At 52.4% G+C, this 13,186-nt stretch carries 9 protein-coding genes; 8 read left to right on the plus strand and 1 reads right to left on the minus strand.

Annotation, left to right across the window (positions count from 1 at the left end):
• On the plus strand, positions 1 to 1,287 hold the full coding sequence (locus DCC85_RS01765) for a glycoside hydrolase family 27 protein (protein ID WP_108464028.1): 1,287 nt from the start codon (positions 1 to 3) through the stop codon (positions 1,285 to 1,287).
• A gap of 70 nt (positions 1,288 to 1,357) precedes the next feature.
• Here the strand turns inward: DCC85_RS01765 and DCC85_RS01770 are convergent, their stop codons facing one another.
• Positions 1,358 to 1,735 (minus strand): VOC family protein, encoded by a 378-nt coding sequence (locus DCC85_RS01770; RefSeq protein ID WP_108464029.1) that lies wholly within the window; start codon positions 1,733 to 1,735, stop codon positions 1,358 to 1,360.
• 299 nt (positions 1,736 to 2,034) lie between these two features.
• On the opposite strand from DCC85_RS01770, the gene DCC85_RS01775 reads away from it, so the two are divergent.
• From DCC85_RS01775 to DCC85_RS01805, 7 genes are all read left to right on the plus strand, one after another.
• Positions 2,035 to 3,540 carry a putative bifunctional diguanylate cyclase/phosphodiesterase gene (locus DCC85_RS01775; RefSeq protein ID WP_108464030.1) on the plus strand — a complete coding sequence of 502 codons (1,506 nt, stop codon included), beginning with the start codon at positions 2,035 to 2,037 and terminating at the stop codon, positions 3,538 to 3,540.
• A 177-nt stretch (positions 3,541 to 3,717) separates the two neighbouring features.
• Positions 3,718 to 5,511 carry a sensor histidine kinase gene (locus DCC85_RS01780; protein ID WP_199910003.1) on the plus strand — a complete coding sequence of 598 codons (1,794 nt, stop codon included), beginning with the start codon at positions 3,718 to 3,720 and terminating at the stop codon, positions 5,509 to 5,511.
• On the plus strand, positions 5,504 to 7,027 hold the full coding sequence (locus tag DCC85_RS01785; RefSeq protein WP_108464032.1) for a response regulator transcription factor: 1,524 nt from the start codon (positions 5,504 to 5,506) through the stop codon (positions 7,025 to 7,027). The genes DCC85_RS01780 and DCC85_RS01785 overlap by 8 nt, the downstream gene beginning before the upstream one ends.
• Before the next feature lie 351 nt (positions 7,028 to 7,378).
• Positions 7,379 to 8,872, plus strand: a complete 1,494-nt coding sequence (locus DCC85_RS01790; RefSeq protein ID WP_108464033.1) for an ABC transporter substrate-binding protein — start codon at positions 7,379 to 7,381, stop codon at positions 8,870 to 8,872.
• A 99-nt stretch (positions 8,873 to 8,971) separates the two neighbouring features.
• Positions 8,972 to 9,901: an ABC transporter permease gene (locus tag DCC85_RS01795; RefSeq protein ID WP_108464034.1), complete on the plus strand. Its 930-nt coding sequence runs from the start codon at positions 8,972 to 8,974 to the stop codon at positions 9,899 to 9,901.
• A gap of 27 nt (positions 9,902 to 9,928) precedes the next feature.
• Positions 9,929 to 10,849 carry a carbohydrate ABC transporter permease gene (locus tag DCC85_RS01800; RefSeq protein WP_108464035.1) on the plus strand — a complete coding sequence of 307 codons (921 nt, stop codon included), beginning with the start codon at positions 9,929 to 9,931 and terminating at the stop codon, positions 10,847 to 10,849.
• A 29-nt stretch (positions 10,850 to 10,878) separates the two neighbouring features.
• Positions 10,879 to 13,185 (plus strand): glycoside hydrolase family 3 N-terminal domain-containing protein, encoded by a 2,307-nt coding sequence (locus DCC85_RS01805; RefSeq protein WP_199909963.1) that lies wholly within the window; start codon positions 10,879 to 10,881, stop codon positions 13,183 to 13,185.
• Position 13,186: the final 1 nt, after the last annotated feature.

Here is a 13,186-nt window from a genome sequence, read left to right on the forward strand (position 1 = left end):
ATGAGGCACCATGAGCTGGCGGTAACACCGCCTTTGGGCTGGAATAGCTGGGATTGCTACGGGGCAAGTGTCACCGAGGAGGAAGTTCGGGGAAATGCCGAGTATATGGCCCGCAATTTGAAAGAATACGGCTGGGAGTATGTAGTGGTCGATATTCAGTGGTACGAACCGGGGGCGAATTCCTCTCGCTATCGTCCGTTTGTACCGCTGGAAATGGATGAGCATTCCCGCCTGATCCCCGCCTCTTGCCGGTTCCCTTCAGCGGCGGACGGACAAGGCTTTAAACCCCTCGCGGATTACGTCCATGACCTTGGTCTGAAATTCGGGATTCATATCATGCGGGGCATTCCAAGACAGGCGGTGCATGCCAATACTGCGATTAAGGGCACGCGCGTCAGGGCTCGTGATATTGCACACCCTAACTCGATATGTCCATGGAACACGGACATGTACGGGGTAGATCCACAGGCGGAGGGAGCGCAAGCTTATTATGATTCCCTGTTTGAACTGTACGCACAGTGGGGCGTGGATTTTGTAAAAGTAGATGATATTGCCGATTCGCGCCTATATGGGTATCATGCGGGAGAAGTGGAGCTGATCCGCAAAGCGATTGACCGCTGCGGCAGAGAGATGGTGCTCAGCTTGTCGCCGGGCCCTGCCCATCTCGATCAGGCTGAGCATCTGGCAGAGCATGCGAATATGTGGAGAATGACCGATGACTATTGGGATTACTGGGAGCTGCTGAAGGGCATGTTCGAACGCTGTGAGAAGTGGTATCCGCATGTGGGACCGGGACACTTCCCGGATTGTGACATGCTGCCGCTCGGCCATCTGGGGATCCGCTCTGTGGATGGCGGCGGGGATCGCTTTACCCGCTTCACACCGGAGGAGCAAGTGACGATGATGACCCTGTGGTGCATCTTCAAGTCTCCGCTCATGTTCGGGGGAGAACTGCGGGATAACGATGCCTGGACGCTCTCCCTGCTCACGAATCGGGACGTGCTGGAGGTGAACAAGCGGGGAATGGAGCCGCGGCCGCTGGTTCGGGAGGAGGATTTCACCGCCTGGATTTCCCGCGGGAAGGACGGATCAAGGTATGTAGCTGTCTTTAATCTCGGAGACGAGCCGATAATCCGTGAGCTTCCGCTTCCGCTCATAGAGCAGAATGGCTTTATCTGCCGGACAGCCAAGGAGCTGTGGAGCGGCCGGATAACGGATGTTGAGGCCGGCTGTCCATTCGAGCTTCCCGCACACGGAGCGCAGCTTTACCGGCTCGAAGGCTTGTAAAAGGACAATCTTCAAGGCTTCAGGGACATGTATCCCCTGAAGCCTTTTTCACATCGTTTTTGGGTTGAATTTAGACCTTCTTCCCTACAGCAATCCATCGTCCGTCAACATCCTCAAATACAAATTCCTTGTTATTGTAGTCCGTAACTGACAGGGGCCGCACGATCGTAACCCCCAGCTGTTCAAGCTCGCTCTCTAATCCTTTCTGATCGTCCGTAATAAAGTATCCGTCATAGCCGTAGCCGTGAAGCTCCCGGTTAGGCACAAATGACTTATGCTTCGATTGGGTGAGCACGATTTCAATGGAATCTCTATAGAGACAGATGTGAGGCTCTGCTGCATTCAGGTAATGGACTGCCCGGAATCCAAGCCGCTCGTAGTAATCGGCCGTCCGCATTATATCAGGCGCAGGGAAAATTTGCAGACAAGCTAAGAAGCCCTGTTTCATCGCTATTCTCTCCATCTTATATAGTAGTATTGCAGATCGGGTGATGTCTCTCATAGACTACCATAGTCAACGAACCTGCTCTAGGTAGAAAACAATTATAATGCTCCTATTAGAAGATTAAGGCCTAGAAAGCGGAAACTTACTCATGAAAATAGAATATAGCCGAATTTTCTGGGGGGATGGTTTGTATCAATATTGTACTATTTCTATTTATATAAATATCATTTCGTTCCTGAGAAGGAGCAGTTATAATATGGTGTAAATTTAGACTGTGACTGATTCGGATCGGAGGGAGCACTATGAACAATGTGACTCAACTAGGATATGCAGCACTGCTCCCGAGCTGGATGCCGGACATACTGGCCTTGGACAGGCCGGTGGTTGCCTGCTCCTGGGCGCTCGCGGCAGCAGCCACTGCCGGTATGGCGGTGGCTGCGATCGTCCTTAAGGCATATGTGAACAAGCTGCGCCGTCAAATTGCTGTGGAGCGGAGCGAGCACGAACGGAACATAAGGCATCTGGCTTATTACGATGCCAGCAGCGAGCTGCCTAACCGGCTATCCCTGCAAGAGGAGCTGGCCCAGGTGCTAAGCCGGGCCAATCTGAAGCAGGCCGTGCTGATGTACATAGATACGGACCATTTCAAATACATTAATGACACGATGGGCCATTCATTCGGAGACCGGCTCATGCGTGAGGTTAGCGGTCGGCTTAAGCTCTTGATCCCGCCGGAAGGCTCGATCTTTCGGATCGGCGGTGACGAATTTGTGATTTTACTGGAGAGCACCGTAGAACAGCCAACGTGGTCCAGTCTGCCCGAGCGGATCGTCAGAGGTTTTCATCTCCCTTTCATCATCGGAGAGCATAAGATGTTTTTGTCTATTAGCATGGGAGTTGTATTCTACCCCGAGCACGGGAATACGCCGGATGAGATGCTGATCAGTGCCGAGCTCGCCATGTATCGTTCCAAGGAAGCGGGAAGAGCTTCATATACGCTTTACCACCCCTCCATGCGCCAGGCGCTTAGCGACCGGATGAATCTGGAGAAGCATCTTCGCGGCGGGCTTGACCATGATGAATTCCAAGTGTATTACCAGCCTCAGATTCTGGCGGAGACCGGGAGAATCACCGGGTTTGAGGCGCTGATTCGCTGGATGAGCCCGGAGCTTGGCACCGTCCCTCCAGCTGAATTCATCAAGGTTGCGGAAGATAGCCGAATGATCATTTCCATCGGGGAATGGGTGCTTCTTACAGCCTGTGCGTTCCTTAAGGAACTGCATGATCATCATCCGTCTCATTCCGAGCTTATGATCTCGGTCAACATTTCGGTGATTCAGCTTCAGCAGGATGACTTCGAGGGAACGGTATTTGGCATTCTGGAGGAAGTGGGCCTTAAGCCAAGCTTTCTGGAGCTTGAAATCACAGAGTCTGTCTTTCTGGAAGCCACCGACTGCCTCACAGATAAGCTGCAGCGGCTGAAGGAGGCAGGAATCCGTATTGCCTTAGATGACTTTGGAACCGGATATTCTTCGCTAAGCTATTTGCAGCGCCTGCCCATCTCAACACTCAAGGTAGACAAGGCTTTTATTGATCAATTCACCGAGAGCGGGAAGGGGAGAGCGCTTGCGGAATCCATTATTCTAATGGGACAAGGTCTGGGACTCGAGGTTGTCGCCGAGGGCGTGGAGAAGCCCGAACAATATGCTCTGCTGAGAGAACGGCATTGTGACCGGCTTCAGGGGTATTTGTTCAGCAAGCCGATCCCTGGGACAGAGGCGGCAGCTATGCTGGCTACTCAGGTTTGATGCTCAAGGCGAGAAGGTCAGGGCGGAGTCTGTTGCTTCACTAACGGTATAATGCGGAAGAACAGGCCGGCCTTACCCGGCAGAAATGCATGATATCATTTAGCCTGAAGAACCTCGGGGGGCAAGAACGTGGGAATCGGCAAGTTTTACAGAAATTATTATAAGAACAATTTGTTCATGAAGATGATCCTTCTCTTCTCAGTTATAACGATCGTGACGATTATCGCGTTCTCCTACTTTATGTTTATATCCATGTCACAGACCGTGATTCGCCGTGAGTTGGACAATCAAAAGGCTGCGATGGAGAGCGTGGACAATTACATTCGTCTCCGCTATGAGTCGGTTCAATCTATGGCGCTGGGCATTTACCGCAATGAGGCGCTATCAGCGAATGTGGCTTATTTTCTTGAGCATCCGTATCAGCAATATCTTCAATACAGCATTGATCAGTATTACAACTCGGCAGGGAGCTATTCTTCCGATGCGCTGCAATATTTCAAAAATCAGCTGGACGAGCATGGAGAAATCCGCAACCTTATGCTGTACAGCTCGGACCAGCAGAATCTGTACACTTATGATCAGAACAAGCAGTTCAAGATGATTTCCACCAATTATGTCAGGTCCTATGTTCCGGATGCGATGGCGCTGGAGACCAAGAATGTGGCGCCGCCGAACTATTGGGTACGCAAGGCGATTGGACAGATGGACCCCCGTCTGTATGCCGTGAGAGTGCCGCTGAATAATAAGCAAACACTAAAGAATATCGGCCAGCTGCTGGTATACTTTGATTCTGAGCAAATTTCGAATGCGCTTACAAATTATAAAGACAGCTTAAAAGGGACGATTGTTGTGCTGTCTGCAGAAGGACAGGTCTTATATGACTCGTCTGGACGCTATTACGGCCAGAAGTATCCTTACGCGCAGCAAGCTGAGATGTTCTATGAAAGCTCGGAGTCAGGCACGGTCCGTGCCGGGGAAGAGATGTACATCAGCAGGCTGGCATCGACAGAGGGCGGGTACCAGATCGTCGGTGCTGCTCCAGGCAGGGAGATTTCCGCCGCCTATGCAGGACTGCGAAATACTATTATGACCATCAGCGCCATCTGCATCCTGTTCGCTGTGCTGATTCCTTCGTTATTTGTCATTAATTATGCCAAGCGGACTAATCAAATCATCAAGTTCACACGCAGGGTGAAGAACGGAGATTTGAAGGCCCGGATTCAGGATTACCGGGAGGATGAGCTGGGCCAAATCTCCAAGAGCTTTAATGACATGCTAGATGAGCTTAACTTGTATATTGACCGAGTCTATAAGGCGGAGATCAAGCAGAAGCACACCGAGCTTGCGGCGCTGCAAGCGAGGATCAACCCCCACTTTCTGTACAATACGCTTGAGGTTATCCGAATGCGTGCTATCTCTCAAGGAGCAAGGGATGTAGGGGAGATGATCTACAGCTTATCCGTTCTCTTCAAGAGCTTTGTACAGCAGAAGCGGATACAGACGCTGAAGGATGAGCTTGAAGCCTGTCGGCTGTACCTGGAGCTGTTCCGGATCAGGTACAAGGATAAGTTCTCTTACTCTATTGAATCGCCTGCGGAGCTATCCTCCAAGCGTATTCTGAAGCTGTCGCTTCAACCGATCATAGAGAACTATATCGTTCATGGCATTCGCACGGATGCCGAGGATAATCGGCTCAGAATTGCGGTTTGGCGGGAGGGAAACACCATCAGGGCGATTGTGGAGGACAATGGAAGAGGAATTGATTCTTCGCGTCTTGAGGAGCTTCATACCGCTATCAACCAGCCGGAAGAAGAAGCGGAAGGGTCCTTCGGGCTCCGCAGTGTGCATGCAAGACTGCGTTTTCTGCACGGGCAGCCTTACGGCCTGTCCATTGAAAGTGAGCAGAATGTAGGAACCCGGGTGACGATTGTCTATCCGCTGCTGGAAGGAGAGAGTGCAGAGCATGTATAGAGTTTTTATTGTAGATGATGAGCCGTTCATCATAGAGGGGCTGTACGACATTATAGATTGGGCTGATTACGGTCTGGAAATTGTCGGCCATGCGGGCAATGGACAGAAGGCGCTGGAAGCTTTGAGGCATACGCCGGTGGATGTCCTGATTACAGACATTTCCATGCCGGTTATGAATGGGCTCGACTTGATCCGCGGCGCCAGACAACAGCGACCGGAGCTGAAGGCGATTGTACTGAGCGGCTTCAGCGAGTTTGAATATCTGAAGGAAGGCATGAAGCTGGGCATTGAGAATTACCTGCTGAAGCCGATTAATGTGGATGAGCTGTCCTCTACCTTGACAACGACAGTAGCGAAGCTGCACAGCTCCAAGACCGATTCTTTGCTGGATGCTTACGGCAAGCAGATCTTAAAAGACAATACGCTGTACCGCTGGCTGATGGGCCAGATCGCCCCTGCAGAATTCAGAGAACGCGCTGAGCTGCTGGGCCTCTCCTTGAATCAGCCCTATATTGCCGTAGCAGTGCTGCACCTGCAGCGGGGAGACTCGGGTCGACTGCTTGAGAAGCTGAACGACAGGCTTAAGGATAAAGAATCTTACGCCGTTTTTCGGGATGTGGACGGGGATCTCGTCATAGCGGCTGCTCTGCCTCATTGGGTCGAAGGGAAGCGTGAGTTCCTGGAGCTGATGGCTGAGCTGGGCGAAGAGCTGGAAGAAGAGAACCCGGTTCAAATCGGAATTGGCAGTATTGGGCAGCTGCCGGATGAAGCGGTGCTGAGCTATGAGGAAGCTAAGAAGTCACTTCAGTATTTCCTGATCTATCCCGAGCACCGTCTGATCGACTACAGCCTGCTGCCTGCGAATGAGCGCATAAGCCGCCCTGAATTTCCGGTGGTCTGGCAGGACTATGCCAAACTGATTCTGGCCAAGGATAAGGATCAGCTGCTGGCGAGGATTGCGCAGGACTTTGAGGACATGCAGGCGATCCCTGGCGTGACACCGGAATACGTTCAGGATGCAGCTTTGGAGCTTATGGTGAGGTTCAAAATGACACTTCAGGACATCAAGCATACGGAAGAGTCGGATCTGTTCCGGCAGGGGTTTGACTGCATCCGCAATGCCTCGTCCTATACAGAGCTGGTTGAAGCGATTGGGGACGTCGCGTGCCGCGTGATTGAGTCCCTGGTCAAGGATGTAAAGAGCCCTGTCGTTCACCAGGTGCTTCGTTATATTCATGATCACTATGCGGAAGAGCTCTCTCTGAAGACGCTGGGAGCTCATTATCATATTCATCCCGTATATCTCGGACAGCTGTTCCATAAGGAAGCGGGCGAGACCTTTACGGAGTACATCAACAAATATCGGGTAGAGCGGGCGAAGGAGCAGCTTGTGGCGACGAATTTGAAGGTGCATGAAATTGCTCGGAGTGTGGGGTACTGGGAGACAGGCTATTTCTATAAGCAGTTCAAAAAGTACGTGGGCATCTCACCGACCGAATACAAAAGCCTGCATTAATATACAACCGTTGTGTTTGTAATTTATTGAATAGTCTGATGAGAGAGTTGGCTTATCCCATTTATGCCCGACAGCCTACGCAGAGGGATTCAGAGTTTATGCAAAACTGAACATGCGGCTAACATTTCATGTAAGCGTTTATCTTGTTTTTGTGGGGGAGCGTCCTAAGACGATCCTCTTTCTTTATTTTGTACATGAATTTATTAAGTTTCTCTTCTATTTGAAAATGCTTTCATTGGTTACAGTTAGGTTAGTTCCTAGAGAACAGACGGACCATCGAAGAGATTAGAGTCTGCCTTTGGTCACAGTCCGAAACAAGCTGAATAGCCATTCAAAAGGGAGGATTCATTGATGAGCAAGAACAGAAAAAGTTTCTCATTTGTACTCGCCATGTTGATGGCGGTTACACTCATCCTCAGTGCATGCGGCGGAAATAAAGATAACAGCAGCAACAGCGCAGCTACCGGAGACAGCGGGGGAAGCTCGGATAAGCCGGTTGAACTGATCTGGTATACCATCGGTACTCCACAGAAGGACGTTGACCGGGTGATGGAAGAGGTCAGCAAATACACGAAAGAGAAGATTAACGCCACCATCAAGATGAAAATGATTGACTGGGGCGACTATCAGCAAAAAATGCAGGTGCTCGTAGCTTCAGGCGAGCCCATGGACATTGTCTTTACCTCTTCGGGCGGCTTTGATTATGTGCAAAATGCAAGAAAGGGCGCCTTCCTGGCACTGGATGATCTGCTTCCGAAATATGGTCAGGACCTGGTAAAGACCATTGATCCAGCGTTCCTGAACGGGTCCAAGGTAGACGGACACAACTACGGCATTCCAGCCAATAAGGAGCTGCCGCAGCAGGAGGTATGGCGCTTTAATAAAAACCTGGTTGATAAATACAAGCTGGATATTTCCAATGTACGCAGTTTGGATAGCCTAGAGCCGCTGCTGAAGACAATCAAGGAGAATGAGCCGAATGTAACTCCGTTTGGCATGGATAAGAACTATGTCCCTTATGTTCCATATGACTACATCATTCAGAATTTGCCGATGGCGGTGAAGCTGGATACGACAGACTACAAGATTGTGAACATTCTGGAGACTCCGGAAATGAAAGAAGCACTAACGACGATGCACAAATACTATAAAGCCGGTTATGTGTCTCCTGAAGCTGCTACCACAGGATCTACACAGGATTTGACTACCTCCGGGAACTGGCTGCTTGACCGTGCACAGACCCAGCCGCTGGCGGATAACTCCTGGAGCGCAAGCTATGGCTATCCTGTAGTATCCACTCCAGCAAGTGATGCCATTATTACTAATACCTCCGTACAAGGCTCAATCATGGCGATCTCTGCGAACTCTGAGCATCCTGAGAAAGCGATGGAGTTCCTGAACCTGCTGAATACGGATACTAAGCTCCGCAATATGGTGGACTCCGGGATTGAGGGTGTTCATTATAAGCTGAACGGCAACAAGATTGAGAACCTTCCAGAATCCAAGAACTACGATATGCCATCCTACTCGCTGGGCAACAACATGCTGCTCTACCTGAACCCGAACGATCCGGATAACAAATGGGATGAGTTCAAGAAGTTCAATGCGGAAGGCAAGGATTCCCCGATTCTGAGCTTCAACTTTGACAGCACCAAGGTAGCTAGTGAGATGACGGCTGTGCAGAATGTCAAAGAACAGTTCTGGGCCTCTCTGATGACAGGTACAGTAGATCCGGCAACATACCTGCCAAAGACGATTGAGAAATTTAAGCAAGCGGGCCTTGATAAGGTAATGCAAGAAGCGCAATCCCAGTTAGACGCTTGGAGAACCGAAAACGGCAAATAAATTTCTATCAACAGACGACCAAAGGATCGGGCGGGTGAGCTAACGCCCGGTCCCTTTTTCTATACGATACTTCATTTCCATTAGGAGGGAATATACACGATGGCTGCGTTCTTCAAGAACCTCTTCAAAAATAAAGTGATGCTGTTCATGGTGCTGCCGGGTGCGGTTTGGTTCTTCTTCTTCTCCTATCTGCCGTTGGTAGGTACCATCGCAGCCTTTAAGCAGTACCGGTTTAGCCGAGACGGCTTCTGGGCGAGCCTGATGGACAGTAAATTCGTGGGCTGGGATAACTTCAAATTCCTGTTCAGCACGGATGATGCCTATGTCATCACAAGAAATACCCTGCTGTACAATATCGCTTTTATCGGCCTGGGGCTGGTGCTGTCTGTCCTGATGGCCATTGTTTTGTCCGAGCTGGTCAATAAGAAGATGGCAAAAATTTATCAGACCGGCATGTTCCTGCCGTATTTCCTGTCCTGGGTTATCGTCGGCTATTTTGCATTCAGCTTCCTGAGCATGGACCGCGGCCTGCTGAACCAAGTTCTGGGCTGGTTCGGAGTTGAGAATATCCAATGGTACTCTGAAACGAAATACTGGCCTTATATTCTGATCCTAGTCAATCTGTGGAAGGCCATCGGCTATAACAGCGTCGTCTACCTAGCCTCTATTATGGGAATTGACCGTTCGCTGTATGAAGCAGCCATGATTGACGGCGCTAACAAGTGGCAGCAGATTCGCAGAATCACTATTCCGATGTTGTCGCCGATCATTATCATCATGACCCTGCTTGCGGTCGGCAAAATCTTCTATGCGGACTTCGGCTTGTTCTATCAGGTGCCTAGAGATTCAGGGACGCTGTACTCCGTTACCAACGTTATTGATACGTATGTCTACCGCGGCCTAAAGACCACCGGGGAGATTGGAATGAGCACGGCAGCTGGCCTGTATCAATCTATCGTGGGCTTTGTGCTGGTGATGATCTCTAACTTTATTGTGCGCCGGGTCGACAAGGACAGTGCCTTGTTCTAAACATCAATCGAAGGGAGTGTGTCACCTGTGGCTGAGGCTATTCGAAAAAAAGTTCGCGACTTTCATAATATCTCAACAGGCTGGAATGTCATTTTTAATCTAATCGCAGGCATCTTTGCCTTCCTGTGCGTATTCCCGTTCCTGTTCGTCGTTATCATCTCCTTCACGGATGAGAAGACTCTGGCTTCAGACGGATATCGTCTGATTCCTGCAAAATGGAGCCTTGAGGCTTACCGCTACGTGTTCCAGACAGGCGATATGCTGCTTCGCTCTTACGGGGTGACCATCCTCGTTACGGTGATCGGCACGCTGATCAGTCTGGTGATGATCTCGCTCTATGCGTATGCCATATCCCGCAAGAGCTTTGCTTACCGGAGATTCTTCTCCATCTTCGCTATTGTGACCATGCTGTTCAACGGCGGGATGATTCCAACCTATATGGTTGTCTCCCAATTGCTCAGCATGAAGGATACCATTTGGGCGCTCGTGCTGCCGCTGGCCATGAACGCTTTTTATATCATGATTCTGCGCACGTTCTATGCCACCAGCGTTCCGGACGCCATTATTGAATCCGGCAAAATTGACGGAGCTGGCGAGTTCCGCATCTTTCTGAAGCTGGTGCTGCCGCTGTCCCTGCCGGGCCTGGCGACGATCGGGCTGTTCAGCACGCTCGGTTATTGGAACGACTGGTTCAATGCTTTGCTCTATATTGACAACCCGAATCTGGTGCCGCTGCAATCTATGCTGATGCGGATCGAGTCCAGTATGCAGTTCATTCAGCAGAACTCCCAGAACAGCTCGATCAGCATGGCTGCGCTGCAGAACATGCCGCAGGACACCTCGCGCATGGCGATGGTTGTGCTTGCTACCGTACCGATTATTTTTGCCTATCCGTTCTTCCAGCGTTATTTCGTGCAAGGCCTGACGGTTGGCGCCGTGAAGGAATAAGATCACTTTAGTCAGGTGGGGGAGATTAAATGGAGACTATTGATTACAAAGATAAGACTAAGCCTGCTGCAGAGCGAGCGGAGCATCTGCTCAGCCTGATGACTACGGAAGAGAAGGTGGGCCAGCTGGTACAGCCCTTTGGCTGGCACATGTATGAGCATAAGAATGGCCGGATTACGTTGACGGATTCCTTCAAAGATCAGGTGGCACGCGGCGGAATCGGCTCCCTGTACGGCGTGCTGCGCGCCGATCCCTGGACGGGAGTGACGCTTGAAAAGGGTCTCTCCGCCAGGGAGGGAGCCGAAGCGGTGAATGAGATCCAGCGCTACGCTATGGAGCATTCCCGGCTGGGTATCCCGATTCTGATCGGGGAGGAGTGCTCTCATGGCCACATGGCTATTGACGGGACGGTGTTCCCGGTGCCGCTGCTGCTGGGCAGCACCTGGAATGTCGAGCTGTATCGCGACATGTGCCGGGCGGTAGCACGGGAGACCCGCGCTCAGGGCGGCGCGGTGACATATTCGCCCGTGCTGGATGTGGTGCGTGACCCCAGGTGGGGACGCACAGAGGAGTGCTTCGCCGAGGACCCCTATCTGATCGGCGAGTTCGCCGCCGCATCGGTGGAGGGGCTGCAGGGCGAAGCCTTGGACCGCGTAGACAGCGTAGCCGCTACGCTGAAGCATTTTGTCGGGTACGGCAGCTCCGAAGGCGGCCGCAATGCCGGGCCGGTGCATATGGGCTGGCGCGAGCTGCGCGAGGTGGACCTGTACCCGTTCAAGCGGGCTGTGGAAGCTGGGGCGCAGTCGGTCATGCCGGCTTACAACGAAATCGACGGCGTGCCTTGCACCGTAAGCCATGAGCTGCTGGAGCAAATCCTCCGCAAGGAATGGGGATTTGACGGAATGGTGATCACGGACTGCGGCGCGATTGATATGCTGGCCGCCGGACATGATGTGGCTGAGGACGGCTTGGATGCCGCAGTTCAGGCCATCCGGGCAGGGATCGATATGGAGATGTCCGGAGAGATGTTCGGCAAGCATCTTGTCGAGGCGATCCGCCTTGGCCGGCTGGAGACCGAGGTGCTGGACCAGGCGGTTCGGCGGGTTCTGCTGCTCAAGTTCAAGCTGGGACTCTTCGAGAATCCGTATGCCGATCCTCAGCGGGCGGAAGAGGTGATCGGCCGTGAGGAGCATGTCCGCCTTGCCCGGAGGCTTGCCGCCGAAGGGGCGGTGCTGCTGAAGAATGAAGGCGGGCTGCTCCCGCTGTCCAAGGAGATCGGCCGCATCGCCGTGATCGGCCCGAACGCCGATCAGGGATATAACCAGCTGGGCGACTACACCTCTCCGCAGCCGCGCTCCAAGGTAGCCACGGTGCTGGACGGGATACGGGCCAAGCTGGGCGCAGACGAGGACCAGGTGCTGTATGCGCCAGGCTGCCGGATCAAGGGCGACTCAAGGGAGGGCTTTGAGACAGCCCTTGCCTGCGCGGCCCAGGCTGAGCTTGTGGTTATGGTTGCCGGCGGGTCAAGTGCCCGTGACTTTGGCGAAGGCACCATCGACCTGAGAACAGGAGCCTCCAAGGTTTTGGATAACTCCTGGAATGACATGGAATGCGGGGAGGGAATCGACCGCATGACCCTGAGCCTTGCCGGGGTACAGCTGGAGCTGATTCAGGCCATACACCAGCTGGGCAAGCCGGTTGTGGTGGTCTACATCAACGGCCGCCCTATTGCAGAGCCCTGGGTGGATGAGCATATTCCGGCGATTCTGGAGGCGTGGTACCCGGGCCAAGAAGGGGGACATGCGATTGCCGACCTGCTGTTCGGCGACGAGAATCCCTCGGGCCGGTTGACCCTATCCATTCCGAAGCATGTGGGGCAGCTGCCCGTCTACTATAATGGCAAGCGTTCCCGCGGCAAACGCTATCTGGAGGACGATTCGCAGCCGCGGTACCCGTTCGGCTATGGCCTCAGCTATACGACGTTCCGCTATGCCCATCTTCAGCTGAGCGCAGCGGAGATGGCTGTAGACGGTGAGGTCATGGTGACGGTCGATGTCACCAATACCGGTGACCGGGAAGGCGCAGAAGTCGTTCAGCTGTATATCTCCGATGCTGTGAGCAGAGCGACCCGTCCGGCCAAGGAGCTGAAGGGCTTCCGGAAGGTATGGCTGAAGCCGGGCGAGACGCAGACGGTGCAGTTCAGCGTAGGGACTGGGCAGCTGCAGTACATCGGACCGGAGCTTACGCCCGTCTGTGAACCCGGCTTGTTCCGTGTTCATGTAGGAAGACATGTCAATGACACATTAAGCGCCGATCTTATCGTGCGGGAGGGCTGAT

Source organism: Paenibacillus sp. CAA11, from assembly GCF_003060825.1.
Classification (GTDB): domain Bacteria; phylum Bacillota; class Bacilli; order Paenibacillales; family Paenibacillaceae; genus Fontibacillus.